Below are 23,552 nucleotides of genomic sequence, written 5' to 3' on the forward strand. Positions count from 1 at the left end.
TCGCCAACAACTCACAAAAAACCTATAAAAAACAACAAATAGCAACCAACAACCAACAAATGACTAATGACTAATGACTAATGACTAATGACTAATGACTAATGACTAATGACTAATGACTAATGACTAATGACTTCTTCCTTAAGTCGGGACGAGTTCGCCTGGCCGCAATGAGGCCCATTTGCCGGTCTCTTGCTTGAAACTCTCACACCCAACGACATCCCATTCCATTTCAATTGCGTCTTGGCGCGGGCGGATGTTGACGTTGATGGTGGGTTCTACGGGGTCGAAATCGGGTGTTTCGGTAAGGTGAAGCTGTTCGTGCTGTTCTTCTACGGCGTGGTAGGTGAAGCAGCGGTCTACATAGTGGCAGTTAATACAAATACACATTCTTGATATCCTCTGTGCATTTCAAAAAGATTGGTTAAATTTGAGCTTTCTGTTAATCTAGCGTAGCAAGAGCTTAATTGTTTGTAAGTTTGTTGATTTTTGTTGCGATGCCGATTAATTTGCCCTCTTCATTATCTCCTGATTCTTGGCCGTTTGATTTGGAACTGCTGACACCGCCTGCTTATCTGGTGGGCGGTGCGGTGCGGGATGCGCTGCTGGGGAGGCGATCGCACTATTTTGATTTAGATTTCGTTATGCTAACACGGGCCGTGAAGACTGCTCGAAAAATTGCCGATCGCACGAATGGTGGATTTGTCTTGTTGGATGCGGAACGCCAAATTGCACGGGTGGTGTTTGCGGGCGGTACGGTGGATTTGGCGCAAGCGGAAGGGGGGAGTCTGGAGGGGGATTTGCTGCGCCGGGATTTTCGGATAAATGCGATCGCCTGCAATCCTTTTACAGGAGAAATCATCGATCCTTTGGACGGTCAAACTGATTTGCGGTTGGGTGTGCTGCGGATGGTTTCGCGGTCAAATTTGGAGGACGATCCGCTGAGGTTATTAAGAGCTTACCGCCAAGCGGCGCAGTTGGGTTTTGCGATCGAAGCTGAAACTCAATCGGCGATTCGGGAATTGGCGCCGCTGTTGAGTCGGGTAGCCGTGGAACGGGTGCGGAGTGAATTGGGTTATTTGTTGAGCAATCCTGACGGTGTTCCTTGGATTTGTCGCGGTTGCGAAGATGGTTTGTTTTCGATTTGGTTTGAAAGTGCGATCGACCGTTTTGATATTTTGACAAAAATTGATGCGTCTGCTGCCAAGTTAGCGGCAATTTATCCAGATTTAGGGAGAGAATTTTCGCGATCGATTCGAGATACGATTAAAACGCCGTTGTTGGCGGTTGCGAAGTTGGCTGTTTTGGCAGATTCCGACCCGACAATTGCTGAAACCCAGTTGCTGCGGTTGAAGTACAGCAATGCGGAGATTAAAAGTGCGATCGGGATTTTGAAATACTTGCCAAAATTGCCAGCAAAACCAATCGCCCAAATGTCTTTGCGAGAACAGTATTTTTTGTTTCGGGATGTGGGAATAGTATTTCCAGTTTTAGCGGTTTTGGCGGTGGCGGCGGGAGTTGCGGTTGATGAGATTTCACTGTTAATTAATCGCTATCTGGATGCTGATGATATTATTGCTCATCCCACACAATTAGTTAGCGGCAATGATTTAATGGAATATTTAAATTTGCCGAGAAGTCCGCGCATCGGTCAATTTTTAATGGAGATTCAATTAGCGCGGGTGGAGGGGAGAATTGCGACTCGCGAAGATGCGCTGAAATTGGCGGCAGAGTTGGTTAATCAGTAAGTTTAAATTGATATATTGCAGAAATTAGAACGGGCAAGATGCCCGTTCCACAAGACACTTAATTGTATTGTGGGCCGTTGCTCTGAGCAACGCCCTAAAAAGTTAGTATACAATGGTGCAAAATGTGCATATTAACTGATATCTTGCACCATTGTCAGCAACAGGCTTTTCGGCCTGTTCCACAAAATATAAATTTTCTTGTGGAACAGGCCGAAAAGCCTGTTCATAAAAGGCTAATTGAAAATGGTGCAACATATGAGTATTAAACAACATCCCTTAATTCTTCCGGCAAGTCAAACTTGCCATCTGCACCCGCTTTAAACTCAAGAACTTTCAACACAGCATCAACATTCAGCGGCCCGTAAATGTGCGGGTAATTCTCACCCGCCGCCAATTCATACTTAAGTTCAGCTTCTAGTTTGTCCGAGTCAATCCAAAGCAGCAGCAATCCTGTTTGTCCCACAAAAAATTTATTAGCAGATCTAAGAACTTGTGTCAGAGTCGAACAGTGGATAAATCCTTCAGTATCTAGCGTATCGCCGCGATAGGATTGAACTTGTTTTGCTTCTTCCCACTGTTGGCTGCGGGTGATGTGAAAAATAATGCTCATAATTGAATAAGTTCTAGGTTGAATTGACAATTGGCAGCAAAATTTGAGAGGGACAATGCCCGCCACAACTTACTGTCAGCGTGATAATTTTAGCATCGATCGCCCGCGCTTCACCGTCCGGCGCACCCGTTCCCGGATTCACGTCGTAAGCGGGAAAACAAGTCGCACTCACACTCAGACGCAACGCATTACCTTTGGCAATTTGCATACAAGTTGCTTGCAGCACAATTCTTACAGGTGTTTCATCTGAATTCACCCGCACGTAACCTTGAGTAAAATTGTAGACGCTGCCGCTATCTTTGACCTCAGAAAGTATCGCACACAAATCAAAACTCGGCGCATCGGCGGTACAAAATACTTCGACAATTATATCTCCAGCTAAGTGCAAATCGGCTGTTAGCGGGGCCGTTGTGTATGTTAACACATCGGTGCGGCAGTCAATAGTCGATCGCTCCATCGCACCTGCAGGAAATGCAGCGTGACCTCCCAAGGACGGCACCGGCCGCCAAGGGTCATGTACGAATATATCATCAGTGCAAACATCCGCGCCACTCTCTGTTAAAATACCCGCATCTTCTCTCATCGCGGCAAGTCCGGTACTTGCTAAAAAATAAGATTTATGATTATTATTAGGCCATTTATCAAATTTTAGCCAATCATTCCTCCCCATCTCAAATAGTGAAATCTGCCGCTGGTCTAATATTCCTGTATCAACTCCTTTGAGGAAGCGATCGAACCAGCGAATTTGCAACTCATCCACAGGATTTGAAGCTGCCAAACCATAATCCAACGCTCCCACTTTTCGCCCCCAAGGTAAATGCGCCCAAGGGCCAATTATCAAATGCTGCGGACAGGAACTCCGGCTAGCCATTTCCTTGTAAAGATGGATTGTTCCCCGCAAATAAGTATCAAACCAACCCCCCACGTGCAGCATGGGCAAGTCTAAATCTTTGATGTTTGGCGATAACTTTTGCCAATACTCGCTCGGTCGATAATTATCCAACCAATCGTGATAATATGAGTCTGGTGCCAGCTTTTTAATAATCTCAGGACGCGCCGGCACGGTATCGTATAGCGGGAGATTTCTCGAAGCTGCATACAAGGCTTGATAGGCAGAAATATCGGCTTTTAAGCGAGCGGTTTCTGCCGCTAGCTGAATTGCCCAGCCGAGATTTGATTGCAGGCAAAATGCGCCGCCTTCATAGGCCCAATCTGCGTATAAATTGCAGCCTACCATTGCCGGACAAATTGTGATTAAAGCCCTCGGTTTAGCAGCGGCAGTGTAGAGTTGAGTCATGCCTTGGTAGGAAAAACCGTACATTCCGACTTTGCCGTTACTTCCCGGCAAATTAGCTGCCCAATTGACGCTATCAAAACCGTCTTGTGTTTCGCTAACAAATAGGTTAAATTCGCCTTCGGAAGTGCCTCGTCCCCGCACGTCTTGGATGACAACGATGTAGCCGTGTTTGGCGTACCATGCGGGATGGGAATATACTACTGTAGAGGCGATAGCCCTTCCGTAAGGTTGCCGCATTAATAATACTGGAAATTCGCCCTCCGCATCGGGGCGGTAGATGTCAGCATCTAAACGCACGCCATCTTTAGTTAGCATTGACGCTGTTTCTTTCGGGCAAAGTTTCAGCATAAATCCTAAAAAACATCAAATAAAAACGTTCGTAATGTAACTAACATCTTGCACCTCTCAATAAGCCTTTTATGAACAGGCTTTTCGGCCTGTTCCACAAGAGATAAATTTTGTGGAACAGGCCGAAAAGCCTGTTCTTGAGAATGGTGCAACATCTCCGTAGTAAGGGCTTTAGCTTTTTCTCTAAGCACTCAAGTTCTTACTACAAACCTAGAACTCAAGTCCTTAGTACAAACCTAGCACGGTACGAGTACATCCGATCGCCTGAGAACTCTCATATCTTCCTCATCGAGTTCGACTGGTGTGCCGCTGCGAATTAGTTCCACAAAATCCTCATTCGGCACCATGATGCACAAAGTGTACAAACGTCCACTGCCCGTATTCTCAATTACGTGAGTGCCTGTTGGAGGCACTAACAAACTATCTCCCGGTTGAATACTAACTGTTTTGCCGTCGCAGGTTGCTTGCCCTGTTCCTTTGAGTACAAAAAACATTTCTACTGCAAATTGATGGCGGTTGGGAGGGGTTTTGCCACCCACATCGAAAATTTCCACGCAAACTGTTAATGAAACATTAGCTATTACCGGATCGAAGACGATAGCTAATCTATTAGTATCGCCAGGACTGATGCGAAATGCTTGGTAGTCTTTCGGAGACTTTATAACAGGAATCACGCACTGGTTTGTCATTTTTTTGTGCTTAATTGTTAATTATCGTAGGGGCGGTGCCAAGAGTGCCCGCCCAGCCCCGTACCCGCCCAGCCCCGTACCCGCCTACTCAGTTTCTTAATCAAGAGGGGCAACCACGGGGGGATTGCCCCTACACTCATTCTAGGAATCATTGCTGACTACTATTTAATTGCTTCTAACATAGCCTGAGAATCCGACAAAAAGCCAAAACATTGTTTAACGTTATAAAGAGTAGCTTGCCAGCAATACTCTGGAGATGTGGTAGCTGTACAATCTTTGACTAAAATACAGTCGTAACCGAGGAAATTAGCATCTTGCAGGGTAGCCATGACGCACTGATCGGCGTTTACTCCCCCAAAGAAAAGTGTAGTTCGGCCGAGGTTCCGCAAGATACTATCTAAAGGAGTATCCCAAAAGCCACTCATTCGATATTTATCAACACAAATATCCTCCGGTTTGGGTTTTAATTCATCGACAACCTGCGCCGCCCAACTCCCTGCCATCAGTACAGGTGCGTTGTTTTTTGGCAGCGGATCTCCCAAACCTACGCCGTCGCCTGTGGGATTGTAAACGTGACGGGAAGCTGCACTAATATTGAGCAAATCGGGGCGGTTCCCCCAGTTAATCCAAATAATTGGTACTGCGTGCGATCGCAATTTTGGCAGCAAATTTTTTAAAGGATTAATTGGAGTTCGGGCGGGCGTTACATCTACGCCAATATGTGCTAGCCAACCGTCGGGATGACAGAAATCGTTTTGCATATCTATCACCAACATTGCTGCTTTTGCTAAGTCCAAACGCAGGGTTTTAGTTTCTGTTTCCAGGGTAACAGGTTGAGGCGCGATCGGCGATCGGGTGATATCGGCAATTTTGGCATCAACTTTCCAAGCATTCGGCGGTACGCCCAAGGTGCGGAGAGAATCAGGATTCATAGGGATTTTGGCTCAAAAACAATTTCAATCTTATAACTATTTGATTGTTACTAACTTGTCATATCTTAAATCTTTGTTATAATTAAGTATCCGTGGCAACTTTTTGAGAAATTTTAGGATTTATTAACTTTATTACAGGCGATCGCAAATGTTAACGCCGGGGAATCATCAAATAAAAATTAAGGTAAATTTACAAAAAGGGTAAATCTATGAGCTTTACAATTCAAAATGCTTTAATTCCGGTTGATAGCGGTTATGAAACCGCAGATGTGCAAGTGGTGGATAATTGCATAAGTGCGATCGGGCCAAATTTAGAACCTGCGGAAACAGTTACTAACGGCAAAAATAAGCTGCTGCTACCCGGTTTTGTCAACGCGCACACTCACTCTTCAGAAATGTGGCAACGGGGCATAATTCCCCCTTTGCCGCTGGAATTATGGATTGCCGAATTATACGATTTTACACCTCTCGATCCCGAACAAGTTTATTTGAGTGCCTTGGGAACTGCGGTAGAAACATTGCTGTCGGGCGGTACAAGCGTAGTCGATCATTTAGTTTTGATTCCGGGGCAAGAATTAGAGACAATCGCCGCCGCAGTTCGCGCTTATCAAGAAATCGGCATCCGCGCTTTTATCGGGCCGTTAATTCAAGATGAATCCCTGACGGCGGGAATGCCGGCGGGCGATAGCGGCATCGAACACGCGGCTTACATTCGATCGACTAAGGCAACTTTGGAATTAATGGAAACAGCCATAAAACAGTTTCACAATCCCGCAAAAGGTGTTAATATGTTGGTGGCGCCGACGGGAATTCAACTGTGTTCCGATGCTTTGTTTGAAGGCTGCATAGAATTGAGCGATCGCTACAATCTTTGCCGCCACGCCCACCTCTTGGAAACCCCCGCTCAAAAACAGTTAGCTCATGAAAAATACGGCTGTAGCGCTGTCGAACACCTGCAAAGAATTGGTTATTTGAGTCCCCGGACTTCCTTAGCGCACTGCGTTTGGCTGGACGATTCCGACATTGCGATTATGGCAGAAACGGGAGCGACAGTCGTACACAATCCCCTCAGCAACTTGCGGCTAGGAAGCGGCATTGCACCGATTTTGAAATACCGTCAAGCGGGAGTCAACGTATCTTTTGGCTGCGACGGCGCTGCTAGCAATGACTCTCAAGATTTGCTGGAAGCCATTAAAATTGGTTCGATTTTGCACAATATCACGGATTTGGATTACCGCCAATGGATTACACCGCGCCAGTCTGTAGAAATGGCATCCCTGGGAGGAGCAAAAGGCTTGAATCTCGCCGATGAAATGGGTTCGCTGACAGTCGGTAAAAAAGCCGATTTTGTACTCTATGATTTAACCAGTTTATCATTGCTGCCGCGCACCGATCCAATTGGCTTGCTGATTTTGGGACGCCCGACTAATGCGGTAGACAGCGTTTGGGTAAACGGCAAGCAAATTATCGCCGAAGGTAAGGTAAAAACGATCGATGTTGATGCTTTGAGGCGGGACTTATTCGATCGCAGCGAGTGGAATAGCAAGCGTCAATCGCAAACGGTGAGCGAGATTGAAGCGCACTACCGCCAAGTTATGAAACTGCAAGGTTATTCTTAAAAAATTAACCAATAGAATATGATATCATGTCCGGTTGAATCACATAATTAGCGTCGCCACTAAAAATTAACGCAATCAACCTCGCAAATCCCAATCACTCAGAAGCACTAGCCATGACACCCCCTAACAACCAGATAAATGTAGACGCCAGACTTGTTGCAGCTAATACCAAATTTGGTTTTAACTTGTTGAACACCCTCAGCAAACAACAGCCGAATCAAAATATCTTTATTTCCCCTACTTCTGTCGCCCTCGCACTGTCAATGACATACAACGGAGTCAGCGGAGAAACGAAACAAGAAATGACAAAAGTTCTCGAATTAACGGGAATGACTCCCCAAGAAATCAACGCAGCAAATCAAGCTTTGCAAAATAGTTTGCAGAAAGTTGACCCCACTGTCCAAGTATCAATTGCCAACTCGCTTTGGGCGAAACAAGGCTTCTCCTTCAAACCAGAATTTCTGCAAACAAATCAAGAATACTACAAAGCTAATCTTACCGAACTCGACTTTATGAATCCGCAAGCTCCCAGCATCATTAACAACTGGGTAAGCGAAAAAACTCACGGAAAAATTGATCGAATAGTCGATCAAATTAGCGCCGATCAACTCTTGTTTTTGATTAACGCCATCTATTTCAAAGGCAACTGGGAAACGCCCTTTGATAAATCTCAAACTGCCAACAAAACTTTCTCTTTACCCGATGGCACTTCCAAGCAGCATCCGATCATGTCTCAGGAAGACAGTTATGGGTACTACGAAACAGACAAATTTCAAGCAGTCAGTTTACCTTACGGAGAAGAAGGCGCTCTGGCCATGTATATTTTCTTGCCCAATTCCAATAGCAATTTGGCAACTTTCTTGCAGGAATTAACACCAGAAAACTGGAATCAATGGATGCAATTTTTAAAATTTAGTAGGGAAGTTGGGAGTATTGAAATACCGCGCTTCAAAATGGAGTATGAAGTTGAACTCAACAGCACACTCATAGCTTTGGGAATGGCAGGAATTTTTGATATATCAAAAACCGACTTTTCTCCGATGACTGATGACAACGTAGCAGTAGATTCAGTAAAACACAAAACATTTGTCGAAGTGAACGAAGAAGGTACAGAAGCAGCCGCAGTGAGTTCAAAGGCGTTCTTCTGTCCGCCTTTTAAAATGAATGTAAACCGTCCATTCTTTTGTGCCATTCAAGACCATACTACAGGAACAATATTATTTATGGGTATCATTGTTGACCCCCAATAATATCAAAAATAGTAGGTGCGTCAGGAAATGTTCGACGGAGCATCTCAGTTTTGCATTTACAGTGCGAGCGTCCCCGCTCGCGTATTGTACAATACGCGAGCGGGGACGCTCGCACTACAATAAAAAAATGCTTTTTACAAAACTGAGATGCTCCCATGTTCGATCGACTTTTAATCAAATAACCCTAGCTGACGCACCCTACCAAGCTAATTATACGGTAAAATATCAGTCTAAAAATAATCATATTTGCGACAAATTGATGATTAAACTGCACAAATGGCAGCGGATACTGGCTTTAATAGTTGTTTTTACGATCGCCCTTACCTCCTCCGCGATTTTATCCCCGCGTCTCTTGGCTCAAACCCCGCCCAAAACCCCAACAACCGAATTGCGCGGCGTCTGGCTGACGAACATTGACAGCGAGGTTATTTTCTCCCGCAACAACATCATTGACGCTGTAAATCGACTGGACAAACTTAATTTTAATACCATCTATCCCACGGTTTGGCAAGGAGGCTATACGCTTTATCCCAGTGCTGCAGCCGAACGAGTATTCGGACAGTCGATCGACCCATCGCCCGGATTGAAAGACCGAGACATCCTCAAAGAAATTATAGCACAATCCCACCAAAAAGGTATAGCAGTAATCCCCTGGTTTGAGTTTGGTTTCATGGCTCCCGCCGAATCAGAATTAGCCACACTTCACCCCGACTGGCTGGCGCAGCGGCGCGACGGTTCAACTATTTGGAAAGAAGGCAAACACGATCGAGTTTGGCTGAATCCCTTTCATCCCCAAGTGCAGCAATTTATCTTAGATTTAATCCTAGAAGTTGTCGATAATTATGATATAGATGGCATTCAATTTGACGACCATTTTGGCTTGCCAGTAGAATTTGGCTACGAGCCGCTAACAGTGTCAATGTATCAGGAACAAATCAAAAGCCCTCCCTCTGATGACCCCCGCGAAACCTTCTGGGTGCGGTGGCGCGCTGACAAAATTAACGACTTCGTGGGGCGAGTTTCCCGCGCCATCAAATCCCGCAAAGAAAAATGTATTGTCAGCTTATCTCCGAACCCTTTTCACTTTGCTTTACCCGCCCACTTGCAGGACTGGTTTACCTGGGAAAGACGCGGCTTCATCGACGAAATTGTGTTGCAGGTTTATCGCAGCGATATCAAGCGTTTTAGTGCCGAACTGGAACGGGAAGAAGTTAAATTGGCTAAACTTAACATTCCAACTGCGATCGGCATTTTAACCGGTCTTAAAAATAATTCTGTTCCCCTCAAACAAATTCAAGAACAAGTGCAAGAAGTGCGAAAAAGAGATTTCGCTGGCGTGTCGTTCTTTTTCTACGAAAGTTTGTCAAATTGGGCGAGGGAAACCCCCGAACAGCGCAATTATGCCTTACAAGAATTATTCCCCACAAAGATGCAGCGCCCGCCATCCGAAGGCAGAATTTGAGGGAGCATCTCAGTTTTGCATTTACAGTGCGAGCGTCCCCGCTCGCGTATTGTACAATACGCGAGCGGGGACGCTCGCACTACAATAAAAAAAATGCTTTTTACAAAACTGAGATGCTCCCGAATTTGAAACCCACGGTTAAAATGAGAAAAATCATACAGCGCTTAGGAATTGTCATCTTATCTTTGACCGCTTTCCTAATAATTGGCTATCTCACTCCCAGAAAATGGGGAAATTACTCGCAGGCAGATTGCACAATCTCTCTATACATTTCCAACCAAGGCATTCACACCGAAATTATTGTTCCAGTTAAAAATGAATATTTTGACTGGAATCAATTTTTACCGCTAACAGAAATAGGGCGGGATGCCACTTCTGATTATCAATATTTGTCTTTTGGCTGGGGAGATAGAGCTTTTATGTTGGAAACTCCCACATCAGGAAGTATCAACCCAGTTACAGCTTTCAAGGCGCTATTTCTCGCTACTCCGTCTACCGTACACGTTCAAAGTTATCGGGTTTTCCCCTCAATTATAGAAACCAAATGTGTTAAAATCAGCGGCAAAAATTATCGTAATATGGTAAATTTTATTAATAATTCATTCCTATTAGACGCAGCAGGTAATAAAATTAAAATTAGCTACGGCTACGGTAACAGCGATAGTTTTTATGAAGCAAAAGGCAGTTACTCTATTTTGAGAACTTGCAACGACTGGACTGCCGAAGCTTTGCAAAAAACCGATGTCAATACTCCTTTATGGTCAACGCTTTCTTCGGCGATTATGTTTCATTTAAATAGCGGTTGCGAATGTCCCAAATAAATGGTATTAGGTAATACGATTTTAGAATTTAGATTTGAGATTTTAGATTTTAGAATTCGGAATGAATGATTATGTATGGGTTTGGATATTGCCTAAAGTTGCATTCTTTTTTTTAACTGGTATAATTAGCAATTTGAGGAAAAATTATGAATGTAATTCCAGCGATCGACTTATTGGATGGAAAATGCGTCAGATTGTATCAGGGAGACTACGCGAAGTCTCAAACTTTTAACGACAACCCCGTCGAAGTCGCGAGACAGTGGGTAAATGAAGGCGCGACAATGCTGCATTTAGTAGACCTCGACGGTGCCAAAGCAGGTCATCCAGTCAACCAAGCAGCCATTGAAGCGATCGTCCGATCGGTAGACGTTCCCTGTCAAGTAGGTGGGGGAATGCGCGATCGCGCCTCGGTTGCTGGTATCCTCAATTTAGGCGTGCGGCGCGTCATTCTCGGCACTGTCGCCGTCGAACAACCGCAATTAGTCGGCGAATTGTGCGCCGAATTTCCCGATCGAATTCTGGTCGGCATCGATGCCAGAAATGGTAAAGTTGCTACTAGAGGCTGGCTAGAAACTTCGGAAGTTTTAGCCACAGAATTGGCGCAAAAAATGGCCGAGTTAGGGGCGGCTGAAATTATTTACACCGACATTCACCGTGACGGTACTATGGAAGGGCCGAATTTGGAATCTTTGCGCGAGATTGCTAACGCTATTTCGATTCCGGTGATTGCTTCCGGCGGCGTTAGTTCGATCGCCGATTTGTTGAGTTTGCTGGCTTTGGAACCAATTGGTGTCAAAAGTGCGATCGTCGGTAGGGCAATTTATACCGGCGACATCTTGCTAAAAGAAGCAATTCAAGCAGTCGGCCAAGGGCGGTGGCAGGATGTACCGCCAGATTTGGGTTCTTCAAGCTTTGCTTGATATAGCAAATTCCACATTTATGAAGTACACCCGCCTATGGCTCAATCCCCGTAGGGACAAAGGCTTTCGCCCAAGGAGTGTCAACTTTCCACGTCAAACCCGCAGTCCGACAGGGGTTGAAACCCCTGTCTCAAAGCACAAGTCCTCGCTATGAGGACTAAAGAAATGGGTAACAACTCATCAGTCCTCATAGCGAGGACTTTCGCTATTAGACAGGGACTTCAGTCCCTGGCGGTCTTTCGGCTTAAGTGGACACTAATGGACTCTTGGAGTGTCCCTACTACACTTCATAAATTCAATCATCAATTAACGTAGAATCGTCTTTCTTACCATCATCGTAACCATGTTTTTGAACCATACAATTACAGCTTTAAGTTCTGGGATGGCATCCCTAGTTGCTCCCATACCTCTGTTAGCAACAGTCGAGGCAGAAAATTCGCCGATCGTCCTCAGCGGAGTTTTGCTCACTTTAGTAGTGATTTATCTCGCCAGTAAATTAGGCGCAGAAGCGGCTAGAAACTTCGATTTTCCGCCGGTTTTGGGTGAACTTGTAGCAGGGGTAATTGTTGGCGTATCTGCTTTACACCTAATCATTTTTCCCGAAGCAGGGCTGTCAGCATCCAACTCAGGGATTATGACAGTTCTGCAATCGATTAATCATCTGTCTCCTGCCGCCCTCACCAGTGTGTTTGAATCCCAGAGTGAAGTCATTTCAGTGCTGGCTGAATTAGGCGTAATTATTCTGCTGTTTGAAATTGGCTTAGAATCGGATATCAGACAACTCAAAGAAGTGGGGGTTCAAGCTGTCGTTGTCGCTTGTGTCGGCGTGGCAGTTCCCTTTGCCGCCGGTACTGCGGGCTTGATGCTCATTTTCCACACCGCGGCGATTCCGGCGATTTTTGCGGGGGCTGCTTTGACGGCAACCAGCATCGGAATTACCTCCAAAGTTTTGTCGGAATTAGGACAACTCAAATCTAAAGAAGGTCAAATCATTGTTGGTGCGGCGGTGATTGATGATGTGCTAGGAATTATTGTCCTGGCTGTTGTTGCCAGTTTAGCGAAAACCGGTGAGATTGATGTTGTTAATGTCATCTATTTGATAGTCAGTGCAACTGCCTTTCTGCTAGGTTCGATTCTATTGGGCGGTGTGTTTAACAAAAGCTTTTCTGCCGTCGTAGACACACTCAAAACTCGCGGCAATATAGTCATCCCGGCATTTATCTTTGCTTTCTTCATGGCTTTTCTGGGCAATGCAATTCATCTCGAAGCGATTTTGGGTGCGTTTGCGGCTGGTTTGGTGTTGGATGAAAGCGATGCCCGCGAGGAGTTGGATGAATTGGTGAAACCCATCGCCGATTTATTTGTGCCAATCTTTTTTGTAACCGTGGGAGCTCGGGCGGATTTGGGGGTTTTGAACCCAACAGTGCCGGATAATCGGGCTGGTCTTTTGATTGCCGTATTTTTGATTGTGGTTGCGATTTTGGGCAAGCTGGTGACTGGTTGGGTGGTGTTTGGTCTGCCGGGAATCAATCGATTGGCGATCGGAGTGGGGATGATTCCTCGGGGCGAAGTCGGGTTAGTGTTTGCCGGCATCGGTTCGGCGAGTGGGATTTTGGATAAACCGTTAGAAGTCTCGATTATTATCATGGTGATTCTGACGACATTTTTAGCGCCGCCTTTTCTGCGGGTTGCTTTTGGCGATACGGTTGAACCTCCAGCTAGCGGGGAACCTGCGAGCAAGCAAATCGTTTGATTGAGAGAATTTGAGCTAATACAAAATCCGGGTTACTCACCCCCTTGGGGAACTCGCGCAGCTCATTTTTCCCCCTCTCCCCCTCTCCCCCTCTCCAACAATAAAGGGGTTTTTAACCCGGATTTTGTATTAGGGCGATCGGCTGATTTGGAAACACAAATGTCGAGCGTCCAATTTTTTTCGCCGTAATATCATGTCCGGTTAATTAGTTATCATTTGAGTGCGAGCGTCTAGCTCGCGACCTAGACGCTCGCACTAAACAATAATTAGGGCTTGCTGAATATATCGATCGCACTTGACGTAGCGAAAGGTTATGCGATCGCTCCTATCGAGGGTAAAGTGCAAAATAAACAGGTAGAATAGGTCAAAACCCGTGCATCACCACCTGCGATAGTGTACAGAAAAGCGCTCGCTTGCCCCAAGCCCCCCATCCGAATCACCCCAATCAAACATCTTTAACCGAGCTTTCAGATATTGACTTTTTTGAGAAATGCGATTAAAGTTAGCATATATATAGTCCTAAACCTAATTTAAGGAGACAGGTAATGTTTGATAACCCCCACAATGCAGCTATATTGGCTCGGGGTATCGCAAAAGCGAGATCCGGCGATAAGAACTTGAGTCGTGTTTGTCTATGGGAAGCCGACTTTCGCAATGCCGATTTTAGCAATGCTGACTTGACTCACTCCGCCCTACAAGGGACTAATCTGAGTGGAGCGAATTTAAGCGGTGCCAACTTAAGTGGAGCGAATTTAAATGGTGCCAACTTAAGCGGAGCAAATTTAAGCGGTACCAACTTAAGTCAAACTCTGCTAGATGGAACTGACCTAAGCAATGCAAACTTAAGCAATGCAAATCTGAAGTCTTCCAGCCTTTTATCAACTAACTTTCAAGGCGCTAATTTAAGTAACGCAAGCTTTCGTGATGCTAGCTTGATTAGTACCAATTTGTGTAACACCAACCTGCGTGGAGCTATCTTTTATGCAGCGAGACTCAGGGGTGTAAAGATGCAGGGGGCGATTGGTGATATAACTACTAAGCTAGCTAGTTTGAGGGACTTCAGTGAGTACGAGGCTGGCTTTCGATATGATGATGCTCAACTAAATTACGAGCGTATAGATAAGTGGAAAAAGGATTAGGTAGAAGAAGTCGGATTCAAGCCAGGAGCAAGCAGGGAAGTACAATTAAGCCAATTAACGAATTGACGCTGCATATGCCCATTTGCAGCAGGCTACAAGTTGCAAACTTTAGTTAGAGTCTGCAACTTAAGACCTCAGCTACCCACGAAATCTAGCTAATTATTTCATTAGCTAGATGAGGCATGTGATTATTCTGCATATTGACTGATGACTGCTGTAATACATTAAGCCCTGCCATTTTGTTTGCTTCAGCAGATACACTAGTATCAATCAAGGGTTTTCGAGGAGAGTGATTGCTTTCTGCACGCTCTTTTTGTTCTTCAACAGCTTTCGCAAAGCGACTAACAGAAGCACTAGATTGTTGGGCGTATTCTTGAATTTTCTGAAGAGCTTCGTCAACAAGAGAAGGCAAGTTACTCGGTGAATTGAAGCTGCTATCCAAAGGCTGATTTGACATACTGTTACCCTTTAGTACTTTTTAATACTAGCAAACTCCAGTATTAGATGTCAACAAGAAGTGAAGCTGGAAACTATTAACTGGCGACTATAGAAGATGCATGAGGTCAAGCAGCATAGGCAATACAGATCTACGTATAATTGACGCGAGACAATTAGCAGACTCAACCCGTGAGAAGCTTATAAGTCATGCTTAGCAAGCAATAGAGCCTAAAAAGCAAGCTGTTGATTGATACAGAAATTTTTGCATACGCCCTGTAGTTCTTACAAGGCGTATCTTTTCGTCCAATCCGCTGCGGTTCTTCTGTATTGTCCTTCATCCATTTTGAAAAGATCAGCAACCTCTGCGTTTAATTCCACGGTTACGGGTTTTGGAAGTCTCGCTTTGACTTCATCTCGATTTCTATGTGGATTTAGCCTCAAAATTGCATCTACTTTGGTCTCTAGCACTGATTCAGGTTCATTCAAGATCGGTTGTTTAAACAAATCCACAATTTGTTTAAGCAATTTTGTCACCGTAATCGATGGCGACCAGAATTGCGGGCTAAGGCTCTGCAAGCCAATTTCTCCTGCGCTACTAATATTGGGATGGCAAATTTTAGTTGTACACACAATCTTGGGCGGTTCGTAGGGAAACTCATTTGAAAAATTAATCTCAAAATGAAAGGTTCCATCTTCATAAGGAGAACCAACGGGTCCATTAATCAGCCCCTGCCACTGCCAAGGATTACCGGGTACAGCTTCTGCCGAGGCACAATACGGAGGATTCTGCCTTAACTTCTGCATTTGTTCGTCAATTCGTTTCAAAGCTGCATTCATAGATTTAATTTCCTAAGCGCGTTAAGAATAGCGGTGGTCAATGAGGTTGCTGTAGCGAGTAGTGGAAGCGAATCGGGTGCCTGTCACTTTGGCAGGTGCATAATTTGAGGCTCAGTGCAACGAGATGGCTGAAAGCCTGTAGATAGAGCATTGAAACTTCTAGATAGGGCTTGCTGAATAGTAGAAGCATATCATAGGTTCACGGGATACTATCCAGAATCAGTTCATGCCGTTAGCGAAGCTTGCAGAAGAGGATCGCATTTACCGTACAAGAGAAAACCGAGCATGGTGCAAATAAAAAGGAATTAGAATCAGTGGGCCACCCCTAGATATATCGCTCCTGTTCTTAGTTTGCGATAGATTATTCAGCAAGCCCTAATTATAAGCGATCGCTCGGACTTGATATAAGTTCTAAGAGAGGTTAAACTATGTCCCGCCTATCTTCCACTCTTTTGTTTGCTTTCTTATTGCTATTTCCCACTGCGACAATTGCTCAAATCGTCCCCGATCGCACTTTAGGCACTGAAAACTCCCGCACAGTTTCCGACACCATCAATAACATACCATCAGACCGCATTGAAGGCGGTGCAGCTCGCGGCCCTAACTTATTTCACAGTTTCCGCGAATTCAATATTGGTGAAGGCAGAGGCGCATATTTTGCCAATCCTAACGGCATTGCTAACATTTTCACCCGCATCACAGGCGGCAATACTTCCAATATTTTAGGAACATTAGGAGTACAAGGAAACGCCAACTTATTTTTACTCAATCCCAAAGGAATTGTCTTCGGCCCCAATGCGCGGTTAGATGTGCGCGGCTCGTTTATCGGTTCAACTGCTGATAGTATTGTTTTTAACAACGGCTTTGAATTTAGCAGCGCGAACCCCAGCGCCGTACCGTTGTTAGCGATTAATATTCCTGTGGGTTTGAGATTTCGAGAAAATCCCGGCACAATTGTCAACACTTCCCAAGCAATTGGCCCAACACCAACCTTACCGCCACTGACCGTAGAAACTCCAATTTCTAACAAAGTTGGTTTAGCAGTAGACCCCGGTCAAACTTTAGGGTTAATCGGGGGAGACATCCAACTGCAAGCAGGAAATTTAACAGCTTATAGCGGACAAATTTTGCTGGGTAGCGTCAAGAGTTCAGGTTTGGTACAATTTCAACCAACAGCTTTAAGTGTGAATTTAAACTACGGCAATATTCAGAACTTCGGCAATATTGAAATGAACGGTGCGTTTATAAATACCAGCGGATTAGGAGGTGGAAAAATCGACATCAGGGGATCAAACGTCACCCTCAGCGGTTCGGGAATTTATGGACTGACACTGGGAAATATTGATGGCAGAGGGATTGACATCAATGCCCAAAACTTGCGAGTAGATAAAGGGTCGCAAATTTTCACTTCTACACTAGGAGAGGGCAAGGGGAGTGATATCAACATCCGCGTTACTGACTCAGTAGAACTTAGGGGGCTGGGAATTGAAGGCTATCAGCGAGTTTACACCCAATATGTGGCATCTGGAACGCTCAACCCCTTCGATCCGCAAATTGTTCTGAATGCTGGTACTGTTGGCAGTGGAGCCTCCGGAGATATTAACGTTGACACTCCTCGGCTGCTGGTGCGCGATGGGGTAGTGGGCGGTAGCAGCACATTTAGTGCTGGAAATGGCGGAAATATGACTTTTCGCGCGAATAGCGTCGAGATCGTTAGTTCTGTACTCAACAACGGAACAACTAGGGGAAGTACCGGCTCTGGCGGAAGCATAACTGTTGACGCACAACGGTTAATCCTGCGCGATGGCTCCAATCTCGTCAGCATCAGCCGCAGTAATGGAGCATCGGGGAATATCGCGATTAAAACGAATGAATCTGTAGAATTGTCGGGGAGTCTCCCTGGAAGTACGGCACAAACTGCGATCGGCGCTAACTCTTTCGATGGGAATGGAAAAGCCGGAGATATTACGATCGACACTAAGCGGCTGACTGTTTCGGATGGAGCTGTAATTACTTTATCGACGGGTGCGATTATTGGCGGATTCGTTTTTTCTAGGAGTGGGGGACCTGGAGGAAGTTTAACTGTCAGAGCCTCGGAGTCGATCGAAGTGAGCGGCGTGTCTGGAGTTTTGGGGAATGCCGGCTTCGTCGCACCGAGTGCTCTGGGTACTCAAACTACAACCTCTAGTAGGGGTGGAGATATCCGCGTCTCAACGCCCATGCTCGCTGTACGGGATGGGGGAATTATTTCTGTGGCTTCTTTGGGTGCAGCAGATGCGGGAGATATTACAATTAATGCCGATCGCACAGAAGTGCAAGGCATGGCGAGTAACGGTGGCTTTAGGAGTAAAATTGAGGCTTCGGTTGGCAGCGCGAATACTTTTGTCAATCCCAACGCTACGGGGAATGCGGGTTCGTTGAATTTGAATGTAAATCGATTGATTGTCCGAGATGGAGCCACAGTCAATGTTGAGGCTTTGGGAACGGGAAGAGCTGGCAATATTAATGTTGTAGCCCACTCAATTGCCCTAGATAATCAAGCCAGTATTGACGGTACAACTGACTCTGGTGGTGGGGGAAATGTTAACCTCCAAGCGCGATCCATTCAGTTGCGGCGCGGCAGCAGAATTACCACCGATGCAGGTATTTCTGAGGGTGGAAATATCAGAATTAACAGCGATCTTTTGGTTGCCATCCCGCGAGAAAATAGCGACATTACAGCTAATGCTCGCACGGCTACTGGAGGACAAGTTAGGGTCAATGTACCGAATATATTTGGTTTTAGTGCCGTTAATCGCGATCGAGCTAGAAGCAGTTTAGGATTAACTGATGCGGAATTTGCTGCCTTACAAGTCAATCCAACTTCTTTACTTCCCACTAGCGATATCGCCGCCATTTCTCAACAGGCTGGGCCGGCTTTGCAAGGGGCGGTAACGTTTAGCACTACAGGAGTAAATCCTGCTCAAGGATTAGTAGAATTGCCGCAAAATGTTGTCGATCCAACGCAGTTAATTGTGGCTAATCCTTGCAATCAAGAGGCTGGGAATGAGTTTACGATTACTGGTAAAGGAGGAGTACCGCCGAATCCGAATGATGTGCTAAGTAGCGATTCTGCTCAGTTTAGTTGGGTCGAACCGAGTGCTGTCAGGAGTTCGACAACGGAAACGGTTCCGAATTTAACAGAGAGATTGCCGGCGGGTGGTACAGGTAATTCGAGAGAAGTTATTCCCGCTCAAAGTTGGGTAATGGACGATCGAGGGCAAGTAACGCTTGTAGCGTACAATCCAACTGCTCAAGTTCCGCAGCAGCGATCGGGACGAACTTTGCCTGTTTGCCAGGAGCGCTGAAATGCGATCGATATCAAATCCGCTCTTCATCAGCATTATTCATCTCTCTTATTTCCCTCTGTGTTCTCTGCGTTCTCTGTGGTTAAATCATTCCGATTTTAACCATAATATTAAAGGACACGGCAGTGCCGTGTCCCTACAGGAAATTAACCAGGTTTGCTATTACTTAACAAACAGCATTTCTTGATAAGTAGGCAGAGGCCACAAATCATCAGCCACTTCACCTTCCAGAGCATCCGCATACTGGCGAACCTCATCCATCAAAGGACGAATTGTTTGCGAAGCATACTGCATATGGTCTTCTGTCGAAGCAAAATCGTGCTTGCTCAAAGCATCACTCAACTTGCTCGCAGTATCCATCATGGACTTAACCAGCACCGCTACTTTTTCAGCACTTTCCTTTTCCAGTTCAATCCCAATCTCTTTCAATTTAGAAATCGTGCCGGAAAGTTCAGCTAAATACCTCACCGCTGCCGGGTAAATAATGGTTTTTGCCATGCTTGATACCAGTTTTGCTTCGACTTCAATTGCCAGCAAATACTGCTCTGCATAAACATCGTAACGGCTTTCCAATTCAACGGGAGTCAGAACACCTGTCTTTTCAAACAAGTCTTCAATGTATCCTTCCTTCAATACGGGCAAAGCATCTGCCGTAGTCCGCAAGTTAGCTAAACCCCGTTCCTCAACAGCCATTTTGTGCCATTCTTCCGAATAGCCATTGCCGCCAAATATAACCGCGCCGTGCTCATCCATCACTTCTTTCAAAACAGTTTGGATGGCAGCATTCAGTTCAGTTCCGTTAGCCAAATCGCTTTCTAATTTGTTAGCAATCCAGTCCAAAGAATCTGCAAGGATTGTATTCATCGCCACCAGCGGCCCGGAAACAGACTGACCGGAACCTACTGCACGGAATTCAAATCGGTTTCCAGTAAAGGCAAAGGGCGAAGTCCGGTTTCTGTCCCCAGCATCCTTCATGAAAGTAGGCAGTGTTTCTACACCTAAGTTCATAATTCCCCGACATTGAGAGTCCTTAATTTCTCCCCGGCTAATTTGCCCGAAGATATCTTCTAATTGCGAACCCAAATAGACAGAGATAATTGCTGGCGGAGCCTCATTTGCACCCAATCGGTGGTCGTTGCTGGCAGTCGCAACTACCGCGCGCAATAGCGGCCCGTATTTGTGAACTCCGCGAATCACAGCGCCGCAGAATACTAGAAATTGTATGTTCGAGTGCGGTGTATCGCCTGGGTCTAATAAGTTTCCTTGGGTGGCATTGCCGACCGACCAGTTGACGTGTTTGCCAGAACCGTTAATGCCGGCGAAAGGCTTCTCGTGCAGCAAACACATAAAACCGTGTTTCTTCGCAGTGTTGCGGAGAATTGTCATGGTTAATTGTTGATGGTCGCTGGCGACGTTTGCAGCTTCAAAAACTGGTGCAATTTCAAACTGACCGGGAGCTACTTCGTTGTGGCGGGTTTTGGCAGGAATTCCCAGACGGTACATTCTTTCTTCTACTTCCTGCATGAAGACTTGAACGCGCTCTGGAATCGCTCCAAAATAGTGGTCGTCAAATTGCTGACCTTTCGCAGGAGGTTTGCCAAAAAGGGTGCGACCTGCTAGCAGTAAATCGGGGCGACTGGTGGTGAAATTGGCATCTACCAGGAAGTATTCTTGTTCGGGCCCGCAACTGGAATTGACGGGAGCAACTTCGGTATTTCCTAATAGCTTTAACACTCGGATTGCTGCTTTGTTCATTGCGGCAATGGAACGCAAAAGCGGCGTTTTCTTGTCTAAGGCTTCACCTGTCCAGGAGATGAAAACAGTGGGAATGCACAATGTCATGCCGTTGTCTGTTTCCATGACATAAGCAGGGCTGGTGACATCCCAGGCTGTATATCCGCGAGCGGCGGCGGTGGAACGGATGCCGCCGTTGGGGAATGAGGAGCCATCGGGTTCGCCTTGTACCAGAACTTTGCCGGCAAATTCTGAGATGACGGAGCCATCGCCTTGCACTGAGATGAAAGCATCGTGCTTTTCGGCGGTGCTGTTGGTTAGCGGGTAAAATACGTGGGCGTAGTAGAGGGCTCCTTTGGAAATAGCCCAATCTTTCATTGCGGCGGCAACTACATCAGCTACGGAATCATCTAGTTTTTGGCCTGTTTGAACGGTGTTTTTTACTGATTTGAAAATACTTTTGGGCAGACTTTCTTGCATTTTGCTCAGACTAAAAACGTCTGTTGCCCACAAATCTTCTAGCCGCTTGGGAGGCTGGGCAGGCATCTGTTTGCGGTTGACGATTTGAGAAATTGCTTGAACGCGCGATTGGTTTCCACTCATGGTTATTTTTATTGGGATTGCAGGACGAGTTGTTGATAAAAAATAGATGTTAGCAAAAGTCTAACGATTGACGAATATGTTGGATTTACCCAAGATTTTGCACCATTCTCAAGAACGGGCTCTTCGGCCCGTTCCACAAGAGATCAATTTTCTCGCTTCACAGCCCGTCCAGCCTGTTCATAAAAGGCTAATTGAGAATGGTGCAACATATGAGATTTACCCAACATTTTTTGTCAAAGCTAACTTTTGCGAGAATGCCTTTTTTGGCAGGCTCTACAAGATTGGATGAGCGAGGCGCAATCACTTCGCCGTCCACCGGGCGTGACAATCCTGTGTGAGATGCGGTTGGATTTCGGTTATTAGCAAGAAGATAGATGGCAAGAGCCTGTACAAACTTGAGTCAACATTATAGATGTCTGCACTGCACAAATTTAGTAACTAATATTCACCCTGGTCAGCTCAAAAATTTTGTGCGAATCAATTCCGATGAATTCAGGTCAAAACTACTTATGGTTTTTAACGGTTCGACGATCGATAAATCGCAGTCCAGCAAACAACGCACTCGTTTAGGGGTTTTGGAGAATTATGGAGAGTACACAATCTACACTTGGAGAGTTTAAACAATCATTAACCAAATAAATGTATTGTAGGCTACAGAATTTTATGTTTTTTTTCAGAAGGGTCGCACCGATCGCACACAACCGCAGGATTTCAGTGTAACAGGACGCGGGGCGCTGAAACTGAGGGCGATCGTACATTTACAGGACTTATCGAGGGATACTATATATAGTGTACCAAGAAAGGGATCTCGCTTTTTCAAACTTTTGAGCAATCGTCATCAAATTAAAAATTTAACTTCTCACAAAATCACCGACTCTCTTATACAACAAGCGACAGACGTATAGCTGGATATTTAAATTCATTTCAAGGTGATGAAAAGACTTAAGGCAAATGTTATCCCTCTGTTAGAAACTGCTGCGTAAATTTTTAGCAGGGAGCTGATACGTAAATGAACACGTAACAGCCGTGAGCATCCCAAAGCTTTATGTCCCCAGCTTCAAGACGCAACAAAAGACGCCAACTTCTGGAACTGTACGGAAACCGCTGCCACTGGTGCAACAAGTCGATGCAGAAATCAGAAACAACCATCGAACACTTACTCCCGAAAAGCCGAGGCGGGTCTAACGCACTCTCCAACCTGCGTTTAGCCTGCTTCAGTTGCAATAATTCGCGTGGAAATAGCCTCTTGCCTCCTCCCGGCAAGAACTTACGCACACAAAGAGCTCAACCACATGAGAAAATAGCTTAGGATTTTCGCACGATCGCGAATTTTCATAGCTAATAGACATCTCCCAAAAAGCCTGTCAAGAACAGGCAGGATGCCTGTTCCACAACAATTATGGGAGATGTCTAACAAACTAACTTGCTCCTCAAAAAAGTCGCATGGATGACCTAGATGGACGGTTAAGCGCTCTAATTGCAGAGGTGCGCGACAACCCAGCTAACAGTAGAAAAGGGCGAACAGCCATGCACAAGCTCTTATGGGAAATTCAGCAACTACCAGGACTCAAAAAATCAGCCCATCAAAATTATCCTGAAGCCCTCAACCTTACTTTAGCATGGGTCAGCCGCGACATTGCTAAATTTGAACCGCGATCGCCTTCTGTTTCAAAAAGTTTTGTCAACTGGATCAACGGCTACCTGGGTTGGCGAATTCAAGATTTGTACTCTCCTGACACAGATGCTCCAATTAGTTTAGATGCACCGATTGCGGTGGATGCTGGGGAAACAACTCGGCTCGAAGTATTACCCGATTTTACGCTCAGCGGGTTGGATGGCATGATTGAAAGTTCTCAGAAAGAAACTATTCAGCGGATTGGTCTCGAACTTGAACTTTACATAGAACAAGATCCAGAAGGCAAGCTAAGAAATAGCTACCCTCGTTCTAACCCGGAGTGCAACTGCCAATTCCTCAGCATGAGAAGAGTATTAAAAGAACCTCCTG

The 23,552-nt window shown here is 45.5% G+C and carries 19 protein-coding genes; 11 read left to right on the forward strand and 8 right to left on the reverse strand.

Annotated features, from left to right (window positions below; all coding sequences use genetic code 11):
- Positions 1–141: 141 nt before the first annotated feature.
- Positions 142–390 (reverse strand): Ycf34 family protein, encoded by a 249-nt coding sequence (locus QUB16_RS05360; protein WP_333314568.1) that lies wholly within the window; start codon positions 388–390, stop codon positions 142–144.
- Between the two features lie 107 nt (positions 391–497).
- Between QUB16_RS05360 and QUB16_RS05365 the strand changes: the two genes are divergently transcribed.
- Entirely contained in the window at positions 498–1,748 is a 1,251-nt protein-coding gene (locus QUB16_RS05365; protein ID WP_333314606.1) for a CCA tRNA nucleotidyltransferase, read from the forward strand.
- A gap of 262 nt (positions 1,749–2,010) precedes the next feature.
- On the opposite strand, the gene QUB16_RS05370 is transcribed toward QUB16_RS05365, so the two are convergent.
- The 4 genes from QUB16_RS05370 to QUB16_RS05385 form a co-directional block, all read right to left on the reverse strand.
- Positions 2,011–2,358, reverse strand: coding sequence for a DUF952 domain-containing protein (locus tag QUB16_RS05370; RefSeq protein WP_333314570.1), 348 nt, complete (start codon positions 2,356–2,358; stop codon positions 2,011–2,013).
- 13 nt (positions 2,359–2,371) lie between these two features.
- A complete protein-coding gene (locus tag QUB16_RS05375) occupies positions 2,372–3,970 on the reverse strand; it encodes a CocE/NonD family hydrolase (protein ID WP_333314572.1) in 1,599 nt (532 codons plus the stop codon).
- Positions 3,971–4,239: 269 nt separating this feature from the next.
- Positions 4,240–4,692, reverse strand: coding sequence for a cupin domain-containing protein (locus QUB16_RS05380; protein ID WP_333314574.1), 453 nt, complete (start codon positions 4,690–4,692; stop codon positions 4,240–4,242).
- Between the two features lie 161 nt (positions 4,693–4,853).
- The gene (locus tag QUB16_RS05385; RefSeq protein ID WP_333225831.1) at positions 4,854–5,624 is read right to left on the reverse strand and encodes a cysteine hydrolase family protein; all 771 of its coding nucleotides are present in this window, start codon (positions 5,622–5,624) and stop codon (positions 4,854–4,856) included.
- Between the two features lie 209 nt (positions 5,625–5,833).
- Between QUB16_RS05385 and QUB16_RS05390 the strand changes: the two genes are divergently transcribed.
- The 7 genes from QUB16_RS05390 (at position 5,834) to QUB16_RS05420 (ending at position 14,588) form a co-directional block, all read left to right on the forward strand.
- Positions 5,834–7,243, forward strand: a complete 1,410-nt coding sequence (locus tag QUB16_RS05390) for an amidohydrolase (RefSeq protein ID WP_333314575.1) — start codon at positions 5,834–5,836, stop codon at positions 7,241–7,243.
- 113 nt (positions 7,244–7,356) lie between these two features.
- Positions 7,357–8,493 (forward strand): serpin family protein, encoded by a 1,137-nt coding sequence (locus QUB16_RS05395; RefSeq protein ID WP_333314578.1) that lies wholly within the window; start codon positions 7,357–7,359, stop codon positions 8,491–8,493.
- Positions 8,494–8,752: 259 nt separating this feature from the next.
- Entirely contained in the window at positions 8,753–9,955 is a 1,203-nt protein-coding gene (locus QUB16_RS05400) for a glycoside hydrolase family 10 protein (RefSeq protein ID WP_333314609.1), read from the forward strand.
- A 143-nt stretch (positions 9,956–10,098) separates the two neighbouring features.
- Positions 10,099–10,776, forward strand: coding sequence for a TIGR02117 family protein (locus QUB16_RS05405; RefSeq protein ID WP_333314580.1), 678 nt, complete (start codon positions 10,099–10,101; stop codon positions 10,774–10,776).
- 146 nt (positions 10,777–10,922) lie between these two features.
- Positions 10,923–11,696 carry a 1-(5-phosphoribosyl)-5-[(5-phosphoribosylamino)methylideneamino]imidazole-4-carboxamide isomerase gene (hisA, locus tag QUB16_RS05410; RefSeq protein WP_333314581.1) on the forward strand — a complete coding sequence of 258 codons (774 nt, stop codon included), beginning with the start codon at positions 10,923–10,925 and terminating at the stop codon, positions 11,694–11,696.
- A 343-nt stretch (positions 11,697–12,039) separates the two neighbouring features.
- Complete coding sequence (locus QUB16_RS05415; RefSeq protein ID WP_333314583.1) at positions 12,040–13,449, forward strand: cation:proton antiporter; 1,410 nt, start codon at positions 12,040–12,042, stop codon at positions 13,447–13,449.
- 545 nt (positions 13,450–13,994) lie between these two features.
- Positions 13,995–14,588 carry a pentapeptide repeat-containing protein gene (locus tag QUB16_RS05420; protein WP_333314584.1) on the forward strand — a complete coding sequence of 198 codons (594 nt, stop codon included), beginning with the start codon at positions 13,995–13,997 and terminating at the stop codon, positions 14,586–14,588.
- A 151-nt stretch (positions 14,589–14,739) separates the two neighbouring features.
- On the opposite strand, the gene QUB16_RS05425 is transcribed toward QUB16_RS05420, so the two are convergent.
- A complete protein-coding gene (locus QUB16_RS05425; protein WP_333314585.1) occupies positions 14,740–15,045 on the reverse strand; it encodes a hypothetical protein in 306 nt (101 codons plus the stop codon).
- 263 nt (positions 15,046–15,308) lie between these two features.
- Positions 15,309–15,863: a ubiquitin-conjugating enzyme family protein gene (locus tag QUB16_RS05430; RefSeq protein ID WP_333314587.1), complete on the reverse strand. Its 555-nt coding sequence runs from the start codon at positions 15,861–15,863 to the stop codon at positions 15,309–15,311.
- Positions 15,864–16,291: 428 nt separating this feature from the next.
- Between QUB16_RS05430 and QUB16_RS05435 the strand changes: the two genes are divergently transcribed.
- A complete protein-coding gene (locus QUB16_RS05435; RefSeq protein WP_333314589.1) occupies positions 16,292–19,210 on the forward strand; it encodes an S-layer family protein in 2,919 nt (972 codons plus the stop codon).
- A 162-nt stretch (positions 19,211–19,372) separates the two neighbouring features.
- Here QUB16_RS05435 and QUB16_RS05440 read toward each other — a convergent pair whose 3' ends face one another.
- A complete protein-coding gene (locus tag QUB16_RS05440) occupies positions 19,373–21,547 on the reverse strand; it encodes a glutamine synthetase III (protein WP_333143841.1) in 2,175 nt (724 codons plus the stop codon).
- Positions 21,548–22,592: 1,045 nt separating this feature from the next.
- Here QUB16_RS05440 and QUB16_RS05445 point away from each other — a divergent pair.
- Positions 22,593–22,856 (forward strand): HNH endonuclease, encoded by a 264-nt coding sequence (locus QUB16_RS05445; RefSeq protein ID WP_333314590.1) that lies wholly within the window; start codon positions 22,593–22,595, stop codon positions 22,854–22,856.
- A gap of 134 nt (positions 22,857–22,990) precedes the next feature.
- The coding region (locus QUB16_RS05450; RefSeq protein ID WP_333314592.1) for a hypothetical protein at positions 22,991–23,552 on the forward strand (562 nt) is incomplete at its 3' end.

The sequence above is a fragment of the Microcoleus sp. D3_18a_C4 genome, from assembly GCF_036702415.1.
Lineage (GTDB): Bacteria > Cyanobacteriota > Cyanobacteriia > Cyanobacteriales > Microcoleaceae > Microcoleus.

Excerpts from the sequence above, each read along its gene's own strand:
- QUB16_RS05360 (WP_333314568.1), bottom strand. The coding sequence starts at position 390 with ATGTGTATTTGTATTAACTGCCACTATGTAGACCGCTGCTTCACCTAC.
- QUB16_RS05365 (WP_333314606.1), top strand. The coding sequence starts at position 498 with ATGCCGATTAATTTGCCCTCTTCATTATCTCCTGATTCTTGGCCGTTT.
- QUB16_RS05370 (WP_333314570.1), bottom strand. The coding sequence starts at position 2,358 with ATGAGCATTATTTTTCACATCACCCGCAGCCAACAGTGGGAAGAAGCA.
- QUB16_RS05375 (WP_333314572.1), bottom strand. The coding sequence starts at position 3,970 with ATGCTAACTAAAGATGGCGTGCGTTTAGATGCTGACATCTACCGCCCC.
- QUB16_RS05380 (WP_333314574.1), bottom strand. The coding sequence starts at position 4,692 with ATGACAAACCAGTGCGTGATTCCTGTTATAAAGTCTCCGAAAGACTAC.
- QUB16_RS05385 (WP_333225831.1), bottom strand. The coding sequence starts at position 5,624 with ATGAATCCTGATTCTCTCCGCACCTTGGGCGTACCGCCGAATGCTTGG.
- QUB16_RS05390 (WP_333314575.1), top strand. The coding sequence starts at position 5,834 with ATGAGCTTTACAATTCAAAATGCTTTAATTCCGGTTGATAGCGGTTAT.
- QUB16_RS05395 (WP_333314578.1), top strand. The coding sequence starts at position 7,357 with ATGACACCCCCTAACAACCAGATAAATGTAGACGCCAGACTTGTTGCA.
- QUB16_RS05400 (WP_333314609.1), top strand. The coding sequence starts at position 8,753 with ATGATTAAACTGCACAAATGGCAGCGGATACTGGCTTTAATAGTTGTT.
- QUB16_RS05405 (WP_333314580.1), top strand. The coding sequence starts at position 10,099 with ATGAGAAAAATCATACAGCGCTTAGGAATTGTCATCTTATCTTTGACC.
- hisA (WP_333314581.1), top strand. The coding sequence starts at position 10,923 with ATGAATGTAATTCCAGCGATCGACTTATTGGATGGAAAATGCGTCAGA.
- QUB16_RS05415 (WP_333314583.1), top strand. The coding sequence starts at position 12,040 with ATGTTTTTGAACCATACAATTACAGCTTTAAGTTCTGGGATGGCATCC.
- QUB16_RS05420 (WP_333314584.1), top strand. The coding sequence starts at position 13,995 with ATGTTTGATAACCCCCACAATGCAGCTATATTGGCTCGGGGTATCGCA.
- QUB16_RS05425 (WP_333314585.1), bottom strand. The coding sequence starts at position 15,045 with ATGTCAAATCAGCCTTTGGATAGCAGCTTCAATTCACCGAGTAACTTG.
- QUB16_RS05430 (WP_333314587.1), bottom strand. The coding sequence starts at position 15,863 with ATGAATGCAGCTTTGAAACGAATTGACGAACAAATGCAGAAGTTAAGG.
- QUB16_RS05435 (WP_333314589.1), top strand. The coding sequence starts at position 16,292 with ATGTCCCGCCTATCTTCCACTCTTTTGTTTGCTTTCTTATTGCTATTT.
- QUB16_RS05440 (WP_333143841.1), bottom strand. The coding sequence starts at position 21,547 with ATGAGTGGAAACCAATCGCGCGTTCAAGCAATTTCTCAAATCGTCAAC.
- QUB16_RS05445 (WP_333314590.1), top strand. The coding sequence starts at position 22,593 with ATGTCCCCAGCTTCAAGACGCAACAAAAGACGCCAACTTCTGGAACTG.